Origin of the sequence: Kitasatospora sp. NPDC056076 (genome assembly GCF_042266305.1) — a bacterium.
In the GTDB taxonomy this organism is placed as follows: domain Bacteria; phylum Actinomycetota; class Actinomycetes; order Streptomycetales; family Streptomycetaceae; genus Kitasatospora.
Genome location: NZ_JBHJWG010000020.1, coordinates 84,990 through 105,731, shown reverse-complemented (window position 1 = coordinate 105,731; position 20,742 = coordinate 84,990). Strand labels below are relative to the sequence as shown.

Here is a 20,742-nt window from a genome sequence, read left to right as displayed (position 1 = left end):
AACACCGTGACCACCGCCGACACCGCACTGGCCGAGCTGCTGAACAGCCGGATCCGGGACGTCCCGGACTACCCGAAGCCGGGTGTGCTGTTCAAGGACATCGCGCCGCTGCTCGCCGACGCCGAGGCCTTCGGCGCCCTCACCCGGGCGCTGGCGGACCGGGCGCTGGAGCTCGGGGCGACCAAGGTGGTGGGCCTGGAGGCGCGAGGCTTCGTGCTGGCGGCTCCGGCGGCCTTCGCGGCCGGGCTCGGCTTCGTGCCGGTCCGCAAGGCCGGGAAGCTGCCCGGCGAGGTGTTCCGGCGCTCGTACGAGCTGGAGTACGGCTCGGCGACGCTGGAGGTGCAGTGCGACGCCTTCACGCCCGGTGAGCGGGTGCTGGTGGTGGACGACGTGCTGGCCACCGGTGGCACCATCGGTGCCTCGCTGGACCTGGTGAAGGAGGCCGGCGCCGAGCTGGCGGGCGTCGTGGTGCTGATGGAGCTGGGCTTCCTGGACGGCCGCGAGCGGCTGGCCGGGCACCTGGGCGACGCCCCGCTGGAGACGCTGGTCACGGTCTGAGGGGCAGGACGGAAGGACGGCGGTCGGATCATCCGACCGCCGTCCTTCCGTTTCCGGGCCCGGCCCGATGAACACCGGGCCGCCCGGCTCGGTACCATGAAGATTCATCCCCTCCCGGTAGTGCCCGGACCGCACGGGCCTCGGCGGGGGTCGGCCCCGGTGCCCCGAGGAGTGTCCTTGCCCGACGAGGTTGTGCCCACGGCCGCAGCGGCCGCCCCCGAGAACCACCCCACGCCCTCGGGGGCCACCCCGGCACGCCCGGCGCCGGCCTCCTCGCGCCAGCTCGCCCCGCTCGGCCGCGGCTCCGGCAGCGGCGGCGGGATGCGCGCCCGGCTGGCCCGCCTCGGCGGCCAGCGCTCCAGCGTGCTCAACCCCGTCCTGGAGCCGCTGTTCCGCTCGATCCGGGCGAACGACCCCAAGGCCGACCCGGCGCTGCTGCGCGACATCGAGCGCGCCTACGCCGTCGCCGAGAAGTGGCACCGCGGGCAGAAGCGCAAGAGCGGCGACCCGTACATCACCCACCCGCTGGCGGTCGCGACCATCCTGGCCGAGCTCGGCATGGACGCCGCGACCCTGATGGCGGGGCTGCTGCACGACACCGTCGAGGACACCGACTACGGCCTGGAGACCCTGCGCAAGGACTTCGGCGACTCGGTGGCCCTGCTGGTCGACGGCGTCACCAAGCTGGACCGGGTCAAGTTCGGCGAGGCCGCGCAGGCCGAGACCGTCCGCAAGATGGTCGTGGCGATGGCCAAGGACCCCCGGGTCCTGGTGATCAAGCTCGCCGACCGCCTGCACAACATGCGCACCATGCGCTACCTCAAGCGGGAGAAGCAGGAGAAGAAGGCCCGCGAGACGCTGGAGATCTACGCCCCGCTGGCGCACCGGCTGGGCATGAACACCATCAAGTGGGAGCTGGAGGACCTCGCCTTCGCGATCCTCTACCCCAAGATGTACGACGAGATCGTCCGGCTGGTCGCCGAGCGCGCCCCCAAGCGGGACGAGTACCTGGCGACCGTCATCGACCAGGTCCAGGCGGACCTGCGCGGCGCCCGGATCACCGCCTCCGTCACCGGCCGGCCGAAGCACTACTACTCGGTCTACCAGAAGATGATCGTCCGGGGCCGGGACTTCGCCGAGATCTACGACCTGGTGGGCATCCGGGTCCTGGTCGACACCGTCCGCGACTGCTACGCGGCGCTGGGCACCATCCACGCGCGGTGGAACCCGGTGCCGGGGCGGTTCAAGGACTACATCGCGATGCCCAAGTTCAACATGTACCAGTCGCTGCACACCACGGTGATCGGCCCGGGCGGCAAGCCCGTCGAACTCCAGATCCGCACCTTCGACATGCACCGGCGGGCCGAGTACGGCATCGCCGCGCACTGGAAGTACAAGCAGCGCGCCGTCGCCGGGGCCTCCAAGATCCGCACCGACACCCCGACCCAGGTCCGCAAGGACGACAAGGCCGGTGCCGTCAACGAGATGGCCTGGCTGCGACAGCTGCTGGACTGGCAGAAGGAGACCGCCGACCCGGGCGAGTTCCTGGAGTCGCTGCGCTTCGACCTGGCCAGCAACGAGGTCTTCGTCTTCACCCCCAAGGGTGACGTGATAGCCCTGCCGGCCGGCTCGACCCCGGTCGACTTCGCCTTCGCGGTGCACACCGAGGTCGGCTACCGGACCATAGGGGCCCGGGTCAACGGCCGTCTGGTGCCGCTGGAGTCGACCCTGGAGAACGGCGACGCCGTCGAGGTGTTCACCTCCAAGGCGGAGAACGCCGGACCCTCCCGGGACTGGCTGGGCTTCGTCAAGTCCCCGCGCGCCCGCAACAAGATCCGCGCCTGGTTCTCCAAGGAGCGCCGCGAGGAGGCGATCGAGCACGGCAAGGAGGCGATCGTCCGGGCGATGCGCAAGCAGGGCCTGCCGATCCAGCGGATCCTGACCGGCGACTCGCTGGTCACCCTGGCCCACGAGATGCGCTACCCCGACATCTCCTCGCTCTACGCCGCCATCGGCGAGGGGCACGTCGCCGCGCAGAACATCGTCCAGAAGCTGGTCCAGGCGCTCGGCGGCGAGGAGGGGGCCACCGAGGACCTCGCCGAGACGGCCACGCCGACCCACGACAACCGGCGGGCCGTGCGCCGCCGGGCCAAGGGCGACCCCGGCGTGATCGTCAAGGGCGTCGAGGACGTCTGGGTCAAGCTGTCCCGCTGCTGCACCCCGGTGCCGGGCGACCCGATCGTCGGCTTCGTCACCCGCGGCAACGGCGTCTCGGTGCACCGCGCCGACTGCGTCAACGTGGAGTCGCTGAGCCAGCAGCCCGAGCGGATGATCGACGTCGAGTGGGCGGCGACCCAGTCCTCGGTCTTCCTGGTGGCCATCCAGGTCGAGGCGCTGGACCGCTCCCGGCTGCTCTCGGACGTCACCCGGGTGCTCTCCGACCAGCACGTCAACATCCTGTCGGCGGCGGTCCAGACCTCCCGGGACCGGGTGGCGATGAGCCGCTTCACCTTCGAGATGGGCGACCCGAAGCACCTGGGCCACGTGCTCAAGGCGGTCCGCGGCGTCGAGGGCGTGTACGACGTCTACCGGGTCACCTCGGCCCGCAAGTAGCCGCAGCGCACGAGGAAGGCCCCCGGGGAGCTCCCCGGGGGCCTTCCTCGTGCAGTGCACTCAAGTGCGCTGAGCGGGCTCAGCGGGCCGGAATCAGCCGCTGAACTCCTCCTGGCTCCGGTGGGCCTGCTCCAGCAGGGTCTCCACACCGGAGAGCTCGGCCTCCAGCTTGGCGACCTTGCCGGCGTTGCCCGCCGAGCGGGCCTTGTCCAGGTCGGCCCGGAGCTTGTCGGCCTTCGCCTCGAACAGGCCCACCATGCCGGCCGCGCGGGCCTTGGCCTCCGGGTTGGAGCGCTTCCACTCGCTGTCCTCGGCCTCGCGGATGGCCCGCTCGACCGCGTTCAGCCGGCCGTCCAGCTTCGGACGGATGTCGCGCGGGACGTGGCCGATGGCCTCCCAGCGCTCGTTGACCTCGCGCAGCGCGGCCTTGGCGGCCTTGAGGTCGGTGATCGGCAGGATCGCCTCGGCCTCGGTGGCCAGCGCCTCCTTGAGCTTCTGGTTCTCCACCTGCTCGGCGTCGCGCTCGCTGAACACCGCGGAACGGGCCTGGAAGAACACGTCCTGGGCGCCGCGGAACCGCGCCCACAGCTCGTCCTCGACGTCCCGCTGCGCCCGGCCGGCGGACTTCCAGCGCGCCATCAGGTCGCGGTAGGCGGCCGCGGTGCTGCCCCAGTCGCTGGACGAGGAGAGCGCCTCGGCCTCGGAGACCAGCGCCTCCTTGGTCTGCCGGGCGTGCTCGCGCTCGGCGTCCAGGGTGGCGAAGTGCGCCTTGCGGTGCTTGGAGAAGACCGAGCGGGCGTGCGAGAAGCGGTGCCACAGCTCGTCGTCGCTCTTGCGGTCCAGCCGCGGCAGGCCCTTCCAGGTGTCCACCAGGGCGCGCAGCCGGTCCCCGGCCTCCCGCCACTGGGTGGACTCGGCGAGCTGCTCGGCCTCGGAGACCAGCGCCTCCTTGGCGGTGCGGGTCTCGTCCTGGGCCTTGGCGCGGGCGGCCTTGCGCTCCTCCCGCCGGCTCTCGATCTCACCGGTGAGCGTGTCCAGGCGCTTGGCCAGCGCGTCCAGGTCGCCGACCGCGTGTCCCTCGGTGACCTGGGCGCGGAGGTGCTCCAGCGCGGTCTGGGCGTCCTTGGCGGCCAGGTCGGTGGTGCGCACCCGCTTCTCCAGCAGGCCGATCTCCACCTCGATGCCCTGGTACTTGCGCTCGAAGTAGGCGAGGGCCTCCTCGGGCGAGCCGGCCTGCCAGGAACCCACGACGCGTTCGCCGTCCGCCGTCCTGACGTACACCGTGCCCTGCTCGTCCACACGGCCCCACGGGTCGCTGCTCATAGCGCGTCCTCCACATGACGTCGCGCCCGCTCCGGGGCGGCGCACGACCGTCGTCCACAGTTGATGTGCGGCGGACCGATGAGTCCGCCGTCCCCGTCCGCCGTGCCTTGCTGCCGAGGGTGACGGCTAGGCGGGTCCGGGCACCCTATACAACGCCAACATAGGCGACCAGGACCGGTGCTGTCCGCATCCGGGCCGGGCGATTTCGGTCCGGGACCGGGCGGGGGGCGCTGCGCGCGCCCGCCGCCGGTGGTCCCGGGTTCGGTCAACCCTTGGACACCGTAACCGAGTTGAGGGTGACGTCGGCCATCGGGTGGCCGTCGCCGGCGCCCTCCAGGGTGCCCGCGGCGGCGATCTTCTGGACCACGTCCAGGCCGCCGGTGATCTTGCCGAACGGGGTGTAGTTCGGCGGCAGCTGGGTGTCCTTGTAGACCAGGAAGAACTGGCTGCCGTTGGTGCCCGGGCCCGCGTTGGCCATCGCCACGGTGCCCGCCGGGTAGGTCGCGCCGGTCAGGTTCTCGTCCGCGAACTGGTAGCCGGGGCCGCCCGAACCCTTGGCGGTCGGGTCGCCGCACTGGAGCACGAAGATGCCGTCGGTGGTGAGCCGGTGGCACTTGGTGTGGTCGAAGTACTGCTCGCCCGCCAGGAAGTTGAACGAGTTCACGGTGTGCGGGGCCTTGGCCGCGTCCAGCGTGACGGTGACCTTGCCGCAGTTGCTGTCCAGCGACATGGTGTACGAGGCACCCTTGTCGATCGACATGGCCGGCTCGGCCTTGAACTGCTTGCCGTTGGGCGAGCCCGCCGCCGGGGCGGCGCAGCCCTCGACCGGCTTGCGGGTCGGGGTGGCGGCCGGGTCGGCCTGGGCCGGGTCGCTCTGGCTCGGCGCGGCCTGCGGGGTGGCGGCGGCCGAGGTGCCCTTGTCCTTGTCGGAGCTGAACGCGCCGCCGGCGAAGAGCCCGCCGCCGCCGGCCAGCACCACCACCGCGAGCGAGGCGCCCAGGATCGTGTTGCGGCGCCGCCGGGCGGAGGCCGCCTCGGCCCGGCGCTGCGTCTGGCGCTCGTACTTCTCGCGGGCGAGCTGCCGCCGCCGCTGTTCGCTGCTGACCACCGGCCGTGTCTCCTGAGCATGTGCGGGAAAAGTGGATGGGTTCCGGAGCGGATCATCGCACCCATCGGCGGCCAAGTGTAGGGACCGGGCCCGTAAGGACGCGGTGAACCTGTCATGGCCCCGGCCCGCCACCGCCTATCTGGTTCGCAACCGGACCCGGACCGCCGGTAGGCTTCCCTTACGTCATCACTACTGGTAGCCACCGCAGCCCACCGCCGCACCCACCCGAAGGACGCGCGTGTTCATCGCCGGATTCCCCGCTGGAGCCTGGGGCACCAACTGCTACCTGGTCGCGCCGGCGGCGGGCGAGGAGTGCGTCATCGTCGACCCCGGGCACCAGGCCGCGCAGGGCGTCGAGGAGCTCATCCGTGAGCACCGGCTCAAGCCCGTCGCCGTCCTGCTCACCCACGGCCACATCGACCACGTCGCCTCGGTGGTCCCGGTCTGCGGCGCCCGCGGCGTCCCGGCCTGGATCCACCCCGAGGACCGGTACATGATGTCCGACCCGGAGAAGGCGCTCGGCCGCTCCCTGGGCACCCAGTTGATGGGCGAGCTCACCGTCGGCGAGCCCGACGACGTGCGCGAGCTCACCGACGGCAGCGTGCTGGAGCTGGCCGGCCTGCGGCTCACCGTGGACCACGCCCCGGGCCATACCGGGGGGTCGGTGACCTTCCGGACGCCCGGTGCCGAGGACCTCCCCCCGGTGCTGTTCTCGGGCGACCTGCTGTTCGCCGGCTCCATCGGGCGTACCGACCTCCCGGGCGGGGACGGCGAAGCGATCATGCGCTCGCTGGCCCGGGTGTGCCTGCCCCTCGACGACTCCACCGTGGTCCTCTCCGGCCACGGCGGTCAGACCACCATCGGCCGCGAGCGCGCCACCAACCCCTACCTCCGACAGGCAGCGGGGGCGGCCGGCGCCCCGGCTTTCCCGCGACGAGGAATGTGACGGAAGAGAAGTTGAGCACCTTCACCGCCCCCAAGGGCACCTACGACCTGCTGCCCCCCAGCTCCGGGACCTTCCTGGCGATCCGCGAGCGCATCGCCGCGCCCGCCCGCCGGGCCGGTTACGGCTACGTCGAGACCCCGGTCTTCGAGGACGTGAAGCTGTTCTCCCGCGGTGTCGGCGAGTCCACCGACATCGTCTCCAAGGAGATGTACACCCTCACCACCAAGGGCGGCGACGAGCTCGCGCTGCGCCCCGAGGGCACCGCCTCGGTGCTGCGCGCCGCGCTCCAGGCCAACCTGCACAAGCAGGGCAACCTGCCGGTCAAGCTCTGGTACTCCGGCTCGTACTACCGCTACGAGCGCGCCCAGAAGGGCCGCTACCGCCAGTTCTCCCAGGTCGGCGCGGAGGCGATCGGCGCCGAGGACCCGGCGCTGGACGCCGAGCTGATCATCCTGGCCGACGACGCCTTCCGCGCGCTGGGCCTGAGCGACTACTCGCTGCTGCTCAACAGCCTCGGCGACAAGCAGTGCCGCCCGGTCTACCGCGCCGCCCTGATCGAGTTCCTCTCCGGCCTGGACCTGGACGAGGAGACCCGCCGCCGTGCGGAGATCAACCCGCTGCGCGTGCTGGACGACAAGCGCGAGTCGGTGCAGGAGCAGCTGGTCGGCGCGCCGATGCTGCGCGACTTCCTGTGCGAGGAGTGCAAGGCGTACGACGAGAAGGTGCGCGAGCTGCTCACCGCCGCCGGCGTCGCCTTCGTCGACGACCCGAAGCTGGTCCGCGGCCTGGACTACTACACCCGCACCACCTTCGAGTTCGTGCACAACGGCCTCGGCGCCCAGTCCGCGATCGGCGGCGGCGGCCGCTACGACGGCCTGTCCGAGATGATCGGCGGCCCGGCACTGCCGTCCGTCGGCTGGGCGCTCGGCGTGGACCGCACCTACCTGGCCCTGGAGGCCGAGGGCGTCGCCCTCGACCTGCCGCCCGCCACCTCCGTCTACGCCGTCGCGCTCGGCGAGGAGGCCAAGAACCTGCTGTTCGCCAAGGTGGTCGAGCTGCGCCGCGCCGGCGTCGCCACCGACCTCGCCTTCGGCGTCAAGAGCATCAAGAACGCCATGAAGTCCGCCGACCGGTCCGGCGCCCGCTTCGCCCTGATCGCCGGTGACCGGGACCTCGCCGAGGGCGTCGTCCAGCTCAAGGACATGAGCACCGGCGAGCAGTCCCCCGTCGCCCTCGACGCACTCGTCACCACCTTGAAGGAGAAGCAGCTGTGATCCGCACGCACGACGCGGGCACGCTCCGCCCGGAGCACGCAGGCACCACCGTCACCCTGGCCGGCTGGGTCGCCCGCCGCCGCGACCACGGCGGCGTCGCCTTCATCGACCTGCGCGACGCCTCCGGCACCGTGCAGATCGTGGTCCGCGACCTCGACTCGGTGCACGGCCTGCGCGCCGAGTACTGCGTCAAGGTCGTCGGCGACGTCCGGGTCCGCCCCGAGGGCAACGAGAACCCGGACATCCCGACCGGCGCGGTCGAGGTCGTCGTCAGCGACATCGAGGTGCTCTCCGAGGCCGCCCCGCTGCCGTTCCCGGTCGCCGAGTACGAGCCGGGCACGGTCAACGAGGAGGTCCGGCTGCGCTACCGCTACCTGGACCTGCGCCGCGAGGGCCCGGCCAAGGGCCTGCGGCTGCGCTCGAAGGTCAACAACATCATCCGCCGGGTGATGGAGGAGAACGACTTCCTCGACATCGAGACGCCGTACCTCACCCGCTCCACCCCCGAGGGCGCCCGCGACTTCCTCGTCCCGGTCCGCCTGCAGCCCGGCCACTGGTACGCCCTGCCGCAGTCGCCCCAGCTGTTCAAGCAGCTGCTGATGGTGGCCGGCATGGAGCGGTACTACCAGATCGCCCGCTGCTTCCGCGACGAGGACTTCCGCGCCGACCGCCAGCCGGAGTTCACCCAGCTGGACATCGAGGCCTCCTTCGTCGACCAGGAGGACATCCTGGCCCTCGGCGAGAAGATCGTCGGCTCGATCTGGCGCGAGGTCCACGGCTACGAGATCCCGAACCCGCTGCCGCGGATGACCTACGCGGACGCCATGGGCCGCTACGGCTCCGACAAGCCGGACGTCCGCTTCGGCCAGGAACTCACCGACCTCACCGAGTACTTCAAGGGCACCGAGTTCCGCGTCTTCCAGGCCCCGTACGTCGGTGCCGTGGTCATGCCGGGCGGCGCCTCGCAGCCGCGCAAGCAGCTGGACGCCTGGCAGGACTGGGCCAAGGCGCGCGGCGCCAAGGGCCTCGCCTACGTGCTGATCGACGGCGAGACCGGCGAGCTGCGCGGCCCGGTCGCCAAGAACCTCTCCGCGGAGCACCTGGCCGGCCTCGCCGCCGCGGCCGGCGCCAAGAACGGCGACGCGGTCTTCTTCGCGGCCGGCAAGGAGCGCCCCTCGCAGGAGCTGCTCGGCGCCGCCCGCCTGGAGATCGGCCGCCGCTGCGAGCTGATCGACGAGTCCCAGTGGGCCTTCCTCTGGGTCGTCGACTTCCCGATGTTCGAGCCGATCGAGGACGACAAGGGCCAGTTCCAGGGCTGGCACGCGGTGCACCACCCGTTCACCGCCCCGACCGCGGAGTCGCTGGACACCTTCGACACCGACCCGGGCGCGGCCCTGTCCAACGCCTACGACCTGGTCCTCAACGGCTCGGAGCTGGGCGGCGGTTCGATCCGTATCCACCAGCGGGACGTCCAGAAGCGGGCGTTCGACGCGATCGGCCTGTCCGAGGAGGAGGCGGCCTCGCAGTTCGGCTTCCTGCTGGACGCCTTCAACTACGGCCCGCCGCCGCACGGCGGGGTCGCCTTCGGCCTCGACCGGATCGTCACGCTGCTCGGCGGCTACGACACCATCCGCGACGTCATCGCCTTCCCGAAGACGTCCACCGGTGGTGACCCGCTGACCGGCGCGCCGACCCCGATCACCCCGGCCCAGCGCCGCGAGGCCGGCGTGGACGCCCAGCCCAAGGTCCGCGAGGACGCCAAGCCCGAGGCGCAGCCCAAGAGCTGACGCCTCGTCATACGCGCTAACCTGCAACGGCCCCGGACGGTCCACCCACCGTCCGGGGCCGGTCCACAACGTGGTGTGACACAGGGAGGGTTGACTCGATGCAGGTCACCACGAGAGTCGAATGTCCGCAGGACGCCCCGGCGACCAGGCGCGTGCTCATGGCCGCGTTCCCCGGGCCGGACGAGGCGGACCTGGTGGATGCGCTGCGCCGCGACCCGGCCTGGCTGCCCGGGCTGTCGCTGGTCGCGGTCGACGACGGCGGGCTGGTGATCGGCCACGCCCTGCTGACCCGGCTGCGGGTCGGTGACGGCGGCGGGGCCGGTGACGCGCTGGCGCTCGCGCCGGTGGCGGTGGCGCCCGAGTGGCAGCGCCGGGGCGTCGGCGAACTCGTCGTCCGGGCGGCGCTGGCGGCCGCCGAGGAGGCGGGGGAGAAGCTGGTGGTGGTGCTCGGCGATCCCGGGTACTACGGACGGTTCGGCTTCATCCCGGCCGGGCGGCACGAGGTCTCCGGCCCGTTCGAGGTGCCGGAGGCGTACTTCCAGGTGCTGCCGCTGGCGGCGTACGACGGCGACCCGCGCGGGCTGTGCCGCTACCCGGAGCCCTTCGTCGCGGTCTAGCGGACGTCTCGGGGGCGTCCCGCGATCCGGTTCGCCCCTTCCTCCGGTCCGACCTGCGGGGTCACCGTTCTGCGCCTACGGTGAAGGGTCATCGGCAGTAGTCGGACGGAGGACCCGAGAGTGGCCAAGGGGCAGCAGCGGACCGCGAAGCCGGAACGACTGGCGAAGAAGCCGTACGAGCGGGAACTGCTGCGGCTGCAGCAGGAGCTGGTGAAGCTCCAGGAGTGGGTGCGGGTCGAGGGCGCCCGCCTGGTGGTGGTCTTCGAGGGGCGGGACGCGGCCGGCAAGGGCGGGGCGATCAAGCGGGTGACGGAGTACCTGAACCCGCGCATCGCCCGGGTCGCGGCGCTGCCCACCCCGACCGAGCGGCAGAAGACCCAGTGGTACTTCCAGCGGTACGTCGAACAGCTCCCGGCGGCCGGGGAGATCGTGCTGTTCGACCGCAGCTGGTACAACCGGGCCGGGGTCGAGCGGGTGATGGGCTTCTGCAGCGACGAGGAGTACTGGCAGTTCCTGCACCAGTGCCCGACCTTCGAGCAGATGCTGATCGAGGCGGGCATCCTGCTGCGCAAGTACTGGTTCTCGGTCAGTGACACCGAGCAGGAGCAGCGGTTCCGGGACCGGCTGGAGGACCCGATGAAGCGCTGGAAGCTCTCCCCGATGGACGTGGAGTCGATCACCCACTGGGAGGACTACTCGCGGGCCAAGGACGAGATGTTCGTCTACACCGACATCCCGCAGTCGCCCTGGCACGTGGTGGAGAGCGACGACAAGCGGCGGGCCCGGATCAACATGATCGCCCACCTGCTCTCCACCGTCCCGTACCACGAGGTCGCTCCGCCGCGGATCGAGCTGCCGCCCCGCCCGGCCCCGCACGGCTACCAGCGGCCCCCGCGCGACCTGCAGAAGTACGTCCCGGACCACGCCGCCGGGCTGCGGTAGCCGGCATCGCGCGGTAGCCGGCACCGCGCGGGGGCGGCCCTGTCGGCGGGCTCAACTAGGCTTCCGGTGTGGACGAACCGGACCTCTTCACCGCCGCCGCCGAGGAACTCCAGGCCAGGGAGCCCGGCCGGGCCCCGCTGGCCGTACGGATGCGCCCGCGCACCCTGGACGAGGTGGCCGGGCAGCGGCAGCTGCTGAAGCCGGGCTCGCCGCTGCGCCGGCTGGTGGCGGGCTCCCGCGGGCCGGCCGCCACCAGCTCGGTGATCCTCTGGGGGCCGCCCGGCACCGGCAAGACCACCCTGGCCCACGTGATCAGCCAGGCCGTGGAGGGCCGCTTCGTCGAGCTCTCCGCGATCACCGCCGGGGTCAAGGAGGTCCGGGCGGTGATCGACGGCGCCCGGCGGGCGGTCGGCATGTCCGGCCGGGAGACGGTGCTGTTCCTGGACGAGATCCACCGCTTCTCCAAGGCCCAGCAGGACTCGCTGCTGCCCGCCGTGGAGAACCGCTGGGTCACCCTGATCGCGGCGACCACCGAGAACCCGTACTTCTCGGTGATCTCCCCGCTGCTGTCCCGTTCGCTGCTGCTCACCCTGGAGTCGCTCACCGACGAGGACGTCCGGGCGCTGCTGCGCCGGGCGGTGGAGGACGAGCGCGGCCTGGAGGGCGCGCTGGAGCTGACCCCGGAGGCCGAGGACCACCTGGTGCGGCTCGCCGGCGGGGACGCCCGGCGGGCGCTGACCACGCTGGAGGCGGCGGCCGGGGCGGCGCTGGAGAAGGGCGAGCCGAGCATCTCGCTGGCCACCACCGAGACCGCCGTGAACCAGGCGGCGGTGCGCTACGACAAGGACGGCGACCAGCACTACGACGTGGCCAGTGCGCTGATCAAGTCGATCCGCGGCAGCGACGTGGACGCCACGCTGCACTACCTGGCCCGGATGATCGAGGCGGGGGAGGACCCGCGGTTCATCGCCCGGCGGCTGATGATCTCGGCCAGCGAGGATGTCGGCCTGGCCGACCCGACGGCGCTGCAGACGGCGGTGGCGGCGGCCCAGGCGGTGGCGCTGATCGGCTTCCCGGAGGCCCGGATCATCCTGTCCCAGGCGGCGATCGCGCTGGCGCTGGCGCCCAAGTCCAACTCGGCCTACCTGGCGATCGACGCGGCGCTGGCGGACGTGCGGCAGGGGCTGGCCGGGGCCGTCCCGCCGCACCTGCGGGACGCCCACTACGGCGGCGCGGGCAAGCTCGGGCACGGCCAGGGCTACCAGTACCCGCACGACCTGCCGGAGGGCATCGCCACCCAGCAGTACGCGCCGGACTCGGTGCACGGCCGGGAGTACTACCGGCCGAACCGGCGCGGCGGCGAGGTGCGGTACGCGGACACCGTGGACTGGACGCGCGGGCGGCTGCGGGGGGAGCGCCGGAGCGCCGAGAAGCAGGCGGACAGGGCTGAGAGGAAGGCTGGGGAGGCCGGGGAGGCGTCCGGGGAAAAGGGCGCGTGATCCACCGGTATACTCAGTCGGAGTGCCAAGTCCCGGGACGGCGGCGGGGGAGACCCCACCGACCGGCCGCACCAGCGGGACATCGGCCGTAGGCCTCCTCCGGGAGGCCCGCACCAGGAGCGTCGCGCACCGTTTCGGTGTCGCGGACGGCCCGGTTTTCCGGGCCCTCCGTGTGACCAGCACTTCATGTGCCCGGCTCCGGAGAGCGGCTGATCCCTTCGCGCAGGCGTCGGGGTTATCTCCGGGTCGCGACATGCGACCTCCGTCAACACCTGGTGAAAGCCGTATTCGTAAGCAAGGAAGGTTTGGTTCATGGCGAACCAGAAGCGTCCCAAGGTCAAGATCGCGCGTGCGCTCGGCGTGCCGCTGACCCCGAAGTCCGTCAAGTACTTCGAGGCCCGCCCGTACCCGCCCGGCCAGCACGGCCGTGGTCGCAAGCAGAACTCGGACTACAAGGTCCGTCTGCTCGAGAAGCAGCGTCTGCGCGCCCAGTACGACCTGAGCGAGAAGCAGATGGCCCGCGCGTTCGACCGCGCGAAGAAGGCCGAGGGCAAGACCGGTGAGGCGCTCGTCGCCGACCTGGAGACCCGTCTGGACTCCCTGGTCCTGCGTTCGGGCATCGCCCGCACCATCTACCAGGCCCGCCAGATGGTCGTCCACGGCCACATCGAGGTCAACGGCGGCAAGGTCAACAAGCCGTCGTTCCAGATGAAGCCGGGCTTCGTGGTCACCGTCCGCGAGCGCTCCAAGGAGAAGGTCCCCTTCCAGGTCGCCCGTGAGGGTGGCTACGCGGGTGAGGGCCAGACCCCGAAGTACCTCGAGGTCAACCTGAAGGCCCTGGCCTTCCGCCTGGACCGTGCGCCGCAGCGCAAGGAGGTCCCGGTGATCTGTGACGAGCAGCTGGTCGTCGAGTACTACTCGCGCTGACCCGCGCTCGGTTCGCAGTTCGCCGAACCGGCAGCGAGCCCCCGTCGCCTTTCGAGGCGGCGGGGGCTCGTCCCTTTTCCGGTGCCGGTCGGCCTCCGGTCTCCCGGTGCCGGTCGGCCCTCCGGCTACAGCTCCGCGCCGGTCATCGCGGCGGCCAGCCGCAGGTGCGGGCGGGCCTCCTCGCCGCGGCCCTGGCGCTCCAGGGTGCGGCCGAGCATCAGCCGGGCGTAGTCCTCGGCCGGGTCGAGGTCGAGGATCCGGCGCAGTTCGGCCTCGGCGCGGCCGAGCTGGGCGGAGTGGAAGTAGCTGCGGGCCAGCAGCAGCCGGACCGAGAGGTTGGCCGGCTCCTCGGCCAGCACGCCTTCCAGCATGCGGGCGGCGTCGCTGTACGCCTTGGACTCGAAGTAGAAGTTCGCGAGGCGGTACTCGTCGTGGACGGCCATGGTGCTCCTTCCGGGTGGATCCTTGCCTCCTCAAGCAATCCGCAAGCTTCAGCTATTCCGCACCGGCGCCGGGGCCGGCGCGGGCGGCACCGAACAGGGTCCGGGGCCGGGTTCCGGGCCGCCCGGCGCGCCCCCGTCGCCGAGCGCCCGGCCGACCGCGGCGTCCAGGTCCAGCCGCCCGCCCACCAGGTAGCAGTCCTCGTACTCCTGCTCGGTGAGCCCGGCCCGGGCGCGCTCGGCGCACTCCTGGTGGGTGCCGAAGAAGGAGCGGGACCCCAGGAAGGGGTTGCCGACCGCGCGCCAGATCCGGTGCGCGGCGCCCTGCAGCACCCGGGCCTCGCACAGGGCGGCCGGCTCGCCCGGCGAGGGCGGCTCGGTCTCCAGCAGTGCCAGCAGGTCGATCCCCAGCACGATGCCGAGCAGGTCGTGGAAGCGGTGGTTCAGCCGGACGCACTCGCGGGCCAGCACCCGGGCCGGCTGGACGGCGCCGTCCAGGAAGTGCGAGTACGCCATCGCGTACAGCACGTAGCCGTACGCCCACTGCTCGCCGTGCTCCTCGCACACCTCGCGGGCCTGGCCGAACCAGAGCTCGGCGCTGTCCGGATCGCCCTGGAACAGGTAGGCGAGGCCCAGCTCGACCATCGCCATCACCACGTTGCTGTTGAGCTCGCCGATGGTCCGGTAGTGCCAGAGCGCCTCCTCGAACAGCTCGGCGGCGCGCTCCGGGTCGTCACCGATCAGGGCGGCGCAGCCCTGGCGGTGGACGGCGTAGGCGAGGGCCCGGTCGTCGCCGGTGTCCAGGGCCTGGCGGCGGCACTCCTCCAGGGCGGGGCGGGCGACGCCGAGGTCGCCCTGGAGGGTGGCCATGTAGCCGGTCACCCAGAGCGCCTTGGCCCGGACCTCGGTGGGCTCGCGGTCCAGGGCGAGCGCGCGGTCCAGCCAGTGCCGGCCCTCGCCGAGGTGGCCGCAGCCGACCCAGTAGAACCACAGGGTGCCGGCCAGCAGCAGGGCGATCTGCTCCTCGCCGGGCTCGGCGAGGCAGAACTCCAGCGCGGCGCGCAGGTTGGCGTGGGCGAGCAGGGTGCGCTCGGCGGTCTCGGCCTGCCGGGGGCCGAACCACTCGACCTCGCCCCAGGTGGCCACGCCCAGGTACCAGTCCCGGTGGCGGCGCAGCAGCCGGTGCTCCTCGCCGGCGGCGCGCAGCCAGTGGCCGCCGTACTCGCGCAGGGTGTCCAGCAGGCGGAAGCGGACGCCGAAGGCGCTGTCCTCGCGCAGTACCACCGACTTGGCGACGAGTTCGTCGAGCAGGTCGAGCACGTCCTCGGGCTCGATGCCCTCGCCGGCGCAGACGTACTCGGTGGCCTCCAGGTCGAAACTGCCGGCGAAGACCGACAGGCGGGCCCAGAGTAAACGTTCCTGCACTGTGCAGAGCTCGTGACTCCAGCCGATCGTGGTGCGCAGCGTCTGGTGTCTGGGCAGGGCCGTCCGGGAGCCGCCGGTGAGCAGCCGGAAGCGGTCGTCCAGCCGGGCCGTGATCTGCTCCACCGACAGCGCGCGCAGCCGCCCGGCGGCCAGCTCCACGGCCAGCGGGATGCCGTCGAGCCGACGGCAGAGCAGGCCGACCGCCTCCGCGTTCGCCTCGGTCACCGCGAAGGACGGCAGGACGGCCCGCGCCCGGTCGGCGAACAGCCGCACCGCGTCCGGCAGCGGGGCCGGGGCGTCCGGCCGCTCCTGCGGCGGGTCGACCGGCAGCGGGGTCAGCGTCAGCAGGTGCTCGCCCGAGGCCCGCAGCGCGGTGCGGCTGGTGGCCAGCACCCGCAGCCCGGGCAGCGCGCGCAGCAGCGCGTCGGTCAGCTCGGCGCACGCCTCCACCAGGTGCTCGCAGCCGTCCAGCACCAGCAGCAGGCGGCGCCCCGCCAGGTGCTCGCCCAGCACGTCCAACGGTGGCCGGGCGGTGCCGTCGGTCAGCCGCAGCGCCTCCAGCACGGCGTGGCCGAGCAGCAGCGGGTCCTGCACCGGGGCCACGTCCACCAGCCAGGTGCCGTCCGGGAAGGCCTCGGCCGCCCGGTCGGCCGCCCGCAGCGCGAGCCGGCTCTTGCCGACCCCGCCGGGCCCGGTCACCGTCACCAGCCGCGCCCCGGCGAGCAGGTCCGCCAGCTCGGCCAGTTCCCGCCCGCGCCCGACGAAGCCCGTCACCTCGGCGGGCAGCCGGCCCGGCTCCGACTCGCGCGGCCACGCCGCGGGCTGTGCTGTCCAGTCGCCGGCCAAGCGCTGCTCCCCGTTGTTCCCGGCCCGGACCGCGGCGGTCCGGACGTGCGTCGGGCCGTACGGGCGACGGCCCGCCTGGCTGAACGAGGTGACCGGACGGTAGGTTACGCGCGCGGTTCGCACATCCGGGCGAGGCCACGGCCGTGACCCGGTCCGGAAAGCGGACCCGGGCGCGATAGGGTTCGGTTGGGAACCGCAAGGCGAGGGAGCGCGCAGAAGTGTCCGTGGGAGAGCTGGCCGGCTTGCTCGTCGCCGTGTTCTGGGCGGTCCTGGTCACCCTGCTCGCGGTGGTGCTGGTGCGACTCTCCCGGGTGTTGAAGGAAGCCACCGTCCTGGTCTCCGCGGTCACCGAACAAGCCGTCCCGCTGCTGGCCGACGCCGGTGCCGCGGTGCGCAGCGCCAACGAGCAGCTGGACCGGGTGGACGAGATCACCGCCAACGTCCAGGACGCCGCCGCCAACGCCAAGGCGCTCTCCTCCACCGCGGCCGCCACCCTGGGCGGACCGCTCATGAAGGTCGCCGCGTTCAGCTACGGCGTCCGCAAGGCCGTCGCCAAGCAGCAGGGCACCCTGCCGAGCGTGCCGGTGCAGCCCGCCGAGCGCGACGAGCTGGCCCGGCTGATCCGGGCCGAGGTGCGCGCCGCGACCGCGCCCAGGAGCGGCCTGTTCTCCCGGGTCCGGCGAGCGGTGAGGGGCTGACCGGATGGCACGGATCTTCTGGATGGCGGTCGGCGCCGGCGCCGCGGTGTGGGCCATGAACAAGGCCAACGGCGCTGTGCAGCGGCTCACCCCGGACAGTCTCTCCGGCACCGCCGCGCGCGGTGCGCTGCACCTGGGCGACCGGGCCAGGCAGTTCGCCCAGGACGTGCGCTCCGGCATGGCCGAGCGCGAGGAGCAGCTCAAGGACGACCTCGGACTGCACGGCACGGCCGTGGCGGAGCCCCGCAGCACCCGCCGGGTGCTGCGGGGCGAGCCGCAGTACCGAGCTATCTCGGCGGTGCCCGGTCGCCCGGCCGCCGCCCTGCCCCCCGCCCGCGCCCTGCCCGACGGCGGGGGCCGCACCGTCCCACAGACCATTGAAGAAACGCCCCGCCGAGCCCTGCCGCGGGGCGGAACGAACCGGAAGGACCACTAATGGAGTCGGCTGAGATCCGCCGCCGCTGGCTGCGCTTCTTCGAGGAGCGCGGCCACACCGTCGTTCCGTCGGCGTCCCTGGTCGCCGACGACCCCACCCTGCTGCTGGTCAACGCCGGCATGGTGCCGTTCAAGCCCTACTTCCTGGGCGAGGTCAAGCCGCAGTTCTCGCGCGCCACCAGCGTCCAGAAGTGCGTGCGCACCCTCGACATCGAGGAGGTCGGGAAGACCACCCGGCACGGCTCCTTCTTCCAGATGTGCGGCAACTTCTCCTTCGGTGACTACTTCAAGGAAGGAGCCATCAAGTTCGCCTGGGAGCTGCTCACCACTCCCGTCGCGGACGGTGGCTACGGCCTGGAGAAGGAGAAGCTCTGGATCACCGTCTACAAGGACGACGACGAGGCCGAGCAGATCTGGCGCGACGTCATCGGCGTGCCCTCCGAGCGCATCCAGCGCCTGGGCATGAAGGACAACTTCTGGTCGATGGGCGTCCCCGGCCCGTGCGGCCCGTGCTCGGAGATCAACTACGACCGCGGCCCCGCGTACGGCGAGGAGGGCGGCCCGGCGGTCAACGGCGAGCGCTACCTGGAGATCTGGAACCTGGTCTTCATGCAGTACGAGCGCGGCCACGGCGACGGCAAGGACGGCTTCGAGATCCTCGGCGACCTGCCGAGCAAGAACATCGACACCGGTCTCGGCCTGGAGCGCCTCGCCGCCATCCTGCAGGACGTCGACAACCTCTTCGAGATCGACACCAGCCGGATGATCCTCGACCGCGCCGCCGAGCTCACCGGCCACACCTACGGCGCCGACCACAAGTCGGACGTCTCGCTGCGCGTGGTCACCGACCACATCCGCACCGCGCTGATGCTGGTCGGCGACGGCGTCACCCCCGGCAACGAGGGCCGCGGCTACGTGCTGCGCCGCATCCTGCGCCGCGCCATCCGCAACATGCGCCTGCTGGGCGCCACCGAGCCGGTGGCCAAGGAGCTCATCGACGTCGCGATCAAGGCGATGGCGCCGCAGTACCCCGACCTGGAGAGCGACCGCAAGCGCATCGAGACGGTCGTCGTCGGCGAGGAGGCGGCCTTCCTGCAGACCCTGAAGGCCGGCACCAACCTGCTGGACGTCGCGGTCACCGAGACCAAGCAGTCCGGTGGCGTGGTGCTCTCCGGCGACCAGGCCTTCAAGCTGCACGACACCTACGGCTTCCCGATCGACCTCACCCTGGAGATGGCCGAGGAGCAGGGCCTCCAGGTCGACGAGGCCGGCTTCCGCCGTCTGATGCAGGAGCAGCGGGACCGCGCCAAGGCGGACGCCAAGGCGAAGAAGATGGGCCACGCCGACGTCGCCGCGTACCGCGAGGTCGCCGACAAGTCCGGCGCGAGCGTCTTCACCGGCTACAGCCTGACCGAGGGCGAGGCCACCGTCGTCGGCCTGCTGGTGGACGGCGTCCCGGCGCCGGCCGCCTCCGAGGGCGACGAGGTCGAGCTGATCCTCGACCGCACCCCGTTCTACGCCGAGGGCGGCGGCCAGCTCGCCGACCACGGCCGGATCCGGCTGGAGTCCGGCGCGGTCGTCGAGATCCGCGACGTGCAGCAGCCCGTCCCGGGCGTCGTCGTCCACTCGGGCGGCGTGCTGTTCGGCGAGGTCGTGCTCGGCGCCTCGGCGTACGCCACGATCGACATCGACCGCCGCCGGGCGATCGCCCGCGCCCACTCGGCCACCCACCTGACCCACCAGGCGCTGCGCGACGCGCTCGGCCCGACGGCCGCCCAGGCCGGCTCCGAGAACGCCCCGGGCCGCTTCCGCTTCGACTTCGGCTCGCCCGCCGCCGTTCCGGGCAGCGTGCTGGTGGACGTCGAGCAGAAGATCAACGACGTGCTGGGCCGCGAGCTGGAGGTCACCGCCGAGGTCATGACGATGGACCAGGCCCGCAAGGCCGGCGCCATCGCGATGTTCGGCGAGAAGTACGGCGACGAGGTGCGGGTCGTCTCGATCGGCGACTTCTCCAAGGAGCTGTGCGGCGGCACCCACGTCGGCAACACCGCCCAGCTGGGCCTGGTGAAGCTGCTCGGCGAGTCCTCGATCGGCTCCGGCGTGCGCCGCGTCGAGGCGCTGGTCGGCGTCGACGCGTACAAGTTCCTGGCCCGCGAGCACACCGTGGTGGCCCAGCTCACCGAGCTGGTCAAGGGCCGCCCGGAGGAGCTGCCGGAGAAGATCTCGGGCATGCTCGCCAAGCTCAAGGACGCCGAGAAGGAGATCGAGCGCTTCCGCGCCGAGAAGGTGCTGGCCGCCGCGGCGGGCCTGGCCGACTCGGCCGAGGACGTGCACGGCATCGCCGTGGTCGCCGCGCAGGTCGCCGACGGCGTGGGCGCGGACGAGCTGCGCAAGCTGGTCCTGGACGTGCGCGGCCGCCTGGGCGCCCGCCCGGCCGTGGTCGCCGCGTTCACGGTGGCCAACGACCGCCCGCTGACCGTGATCGCCACCAACGAGGACGCCCGCGGCCGCGGCATCAAGGCCGGCGAGCTGGTCCGCACCGCCGCCAAGACCCTCGGCGGCGGCGGTGGCGGCAAGGACGACGTCGCCCAGGGCGGCGGCTCCAACCCGGCCGCGGTCGGCGAGGCGATCGCCGCGGTGCGCGGCCTGGTCGCGGAGCGCGCCAGCTGATGGAGCAGGAGGAGAGGCCCTTCCGGCGTGGGCGGCGGATCGCCGTCGACGTCGGTGACGCCCGGATCGGGGTCGCGTCCTGCGACCCCGACGGGGTGCTCGCCACACCGGTGGAGACCGTTCCGGCCGGGGTGAAGTCGCAGGCCAGGATCGCCGCGATCGTCGAGGAGTACGACGCGATCGAGGTGATCGTCGGGCTGCCGCGCTCGCTCAGCGGCAAGGAGGGTCCGGCCGCGGAGAAGGTCCGGGCCTACGCCACGCGGCTGGCCAACCGGGTCTACCCGGTGACGGTGCGGCTGGTGGACGAGCGGATGACGACCGTCACCGCGACCCACGGGCTGCGCGCCTCGGGGGTCAAGGCGAAGAAGGGCCGCTCGGTGGTCGACCAGGCCGCCGCGGTGGTGATCCTCCAGACCGCCCTTGAGTCCGAACGGGTGAGCGGACGCCCGCCCGGTGAGAGCGTCGAGGCGACCGGCTGACCGGCCTGCTCTAACGTCCCGAAGAGGGGTCCGTGCGGACACGTCCGCACCGACCCCCCCTTAGTTGGGTTTAGGGTGGGGGTGGGGGGGATGGTGATGGATTAGCGGGGGGGGGGGGCGGGTATGAGGGCGTGGGGGGCCCCCCGGGGGCCCCG

Annotated in this window: 17 protein-coding genes; 13 read left to right on the top strand and 4 right to left on the bottom strand. The window is 72.4% G+C overall.

The window, feature by feature from the left end:
* Positions 1–6 precede the first annotated feature (6 nt).
* Positions 7–558, top strand: a complete 552-nt coding sequence (locus ACFC1T_RS19005) for an adenine phosphoribosyltransferase (RefSeq protein ID WP_375890004.1) — start codon at positions 7–9, stop codon at positions 556–558.
* A gap of 96 nt (positions 559–654) precedes the next feature.
* Positions 655–3,171 carry a RelA/SpoT family protein gene (locus ACFC1T_RS19000; protein WP_375890002.1) on the top strand — a complete coding sequence of 839 codons (2,517 nt, stop codon included), beginning with the start codon at positions 655–657 and terminating at the stop codon, positions 3,169–3,171.
* A 93-nt stretch (positions 3,172–3,264) separates the two neighbouring features.
* On the opposite strand, the gene ACFC1T_RS18995 is transcribed toward ACFC1T_RS19000, so the two are convergent.
* The gene (locus ACFC1T_RS18995) at positions 3,265–4,494 is read right to left on the bottom strand and encodes a DUF349 domain-containing protein (protein ID WP_375890000.1); all 1,230 of its coding nucleotides are present in this window, start codon (positions 4,492–4,494) and stop codon (positions 3,265–3,267) included.
* Positions 4,495–4,759: 265 nt separating this feature from the next.
* The gene (locus ACFC1T_RS18990; protein WP_375889998.1) at positions 4,760–5,602 is read right to left on the bottom strand and encodes a peptidylprolyl isomerase; all 843 of its coding nucleotides are present in this window, start codon (positions 5,600–5,602) and stop codon (positions 4,760–4,762) included.
* Positions 5,603–5,840: 238 nt separating this feature from the next.
* Here ACFC1T_RS18990 and ACFC1T_RS18985 point away from each other — a divergent pair, with 238 nt between their 5' ends.
* The 7 genes from ACFC1T_RS18985 to rpsD all read left to right on the top strand — a co-directional run bounded on the left by ACFC1T_RS18985 (position 5,841) and on the right by rpsD (position 13,594).
* Positions 5,841–6,548: an MBL fold metallo-hydrolase gene (locus ACFC1T_RS18985; protein ID WP_360230103.1), complete on the top strand. Its 708-nt coding sequence runs from the start codon at positions 5,841–5,843 to the stop codon at positions 6,546–6,548.
* Positions 6,549–6,559: 11 nt separating this feature from the next.
* Positions 6,560–7,822, top strand: coding sequence for a histidine--tRNA ligase (hisS, locus tag ACFC1T_RS18980; RefSeq protein WP_375889996.1), 1,263 nt, complete (start codon positions 6,560–6,562; stop codon positions 7,820–7,822).
* Positions 7,819–9,609, top strand: a complete 1,791-nt coding sequence (gene aspS, locus ACFC1T_RS18975) for an aspartate--tRNA ligase (RefSeq protein ID WP_375889994.1) — start codon at positions 7,819–7,821, stop codon at positions 9,607–9,609. Before hisS ends, aspS begins: the two co-directional genes overlap by 4 nt.
* 98 nt (positions 9,610–9,707) lie before the next feature.
* Positions 9,708–10,226, top strand: a complete 519-nt coding sequence (locus ACFC1T_RS18970; RefSeq protein WP_375889993.1) for a GNAT family N-acetyltransferase — start codon at positions 9,708–9,710, stop codon at positions 10,224–10,226.
* A gap of 120 nt (positions 10,227–10,346) precedes the next feature.
* Entirely contained in the window at positions 10,347–11,168 is an 822-nt protein-coding gene (ppk2, locus tag ACFC1T_RS18965; protein ID WP_375889991.1) for a polyphosphate kinase 2, read from the top strand.
* Between the two features lie 68 nt (positions 11,169–11,236).
* The gene (locus ACFC1T_RS18960; protein WP_375889989.1) at positions 11,237–12,667 is read left to right on the top strand and encodes a replication-associated recombination protein A; all 1,431 of its coding nucleotides are present in this window, start codon (positions 11,237–11,239) and stop codon (positions 12,665–12,667) included.
* Between the two features lie 312 nt (positions 12,668–12,979).
* Entirely contained in the window at positions 12,980–13,594 is a 615-nt protein-coding gene (rpsD, locus tag ACFC1T_RS18955) for a 30S ribosomal protein S4 (RefSeq protein WP_030240707.1), read from the top strand.
* Positions 13,595–13,719: 125 nt separating this feature from the next.
* On the opposite strand, the gene ACFC1T_RS18950 is transcribed toward rpsD, so the two are convergent.
* A complete protein-coding gene (locus ACFC1T_RS18950) occupies positions 13,720–14,037 on the bottom strand; it encodes a tetratricopeptide repeat protein (RefSeq protein WP_375889988.1) in 318 nt (105 codons plus the stop codon).
* Between the two features lie 48 nt (positions 14,038–14,085).
* Complete coding sequence (locus tag ACFC1T_RS18945; RefSeq protein WP_375889986.1) at positions 14,086–16,305, bottom strand: AAA family ATPase; 2,220 nt, start codon at positions 16,303–16,305, stop codon at positions 14,086–14,088.
* Positions 16,306–16,523: 218 nt separating this feature from the next.
* Here ACFC1T_RS18945 and ACFC1T_RS18940 point away from each other — a divergent pair, with 218 nt between their 5' ends.
* From ACFC1T_RS18940 to ruvX, 4 genes are read left to right on the top strand one after another with little or no spacing between them, the layout of a single operon-like run.
* Positions 16,524–17,003, top strand: coding sequence for a DUF948 domain-containing protein (locus ACFC1T_RS18940; protein WP_375889985.1), 480 nt, complete (start codon positions 16,524–16,526; stop codon positions 17,001–17,003).
* 4 nt (positions 17,004–17,007) lie between these two features.
* On the top strand, positions 17,008–17,439 hold the full coding sequence (locus ACFC1T_RS18935; RefSeq protein WP_375889983.1) for a DUF6167 family protein: 432 nt from the start codon (positions 17,008–17,010) through the stop codon (positions 17,437–17,439).
* Positions 17,439–20,108 carry an alanine--tRNA ligase gene (gene alaS, locus ACFC1T_RS18930; RefSeq protein WP_375889982.1) on the top strand — a complete coding sequence of 890 codons (2,670 nt, stop codon included), beginning with the start codon at positions 17,439–17,441 and terminating at the stop codon, positions 20,106–20,108. The genes ACFC1T_RS18935 and alaS overlap by 1 nt, the downstream gene beginning before the upstream one ends.
* Complete coding sequence (gene ruvX / locus ACFC1T_RS18925) at positions 20,108–20,587, top strand: Holliday junction resolvase RuvX (protein ID WP_375889980.1); 480 nt, start codon at positions 20,108–20,110, stop codon at positions 20,585–20,587. The genes alaS and ruvX overlap by 1 nt, the downstream gene beginning before the upstream one ends.
* Positions 20,588–20,742: the final 155 nt, after the last annotated feature.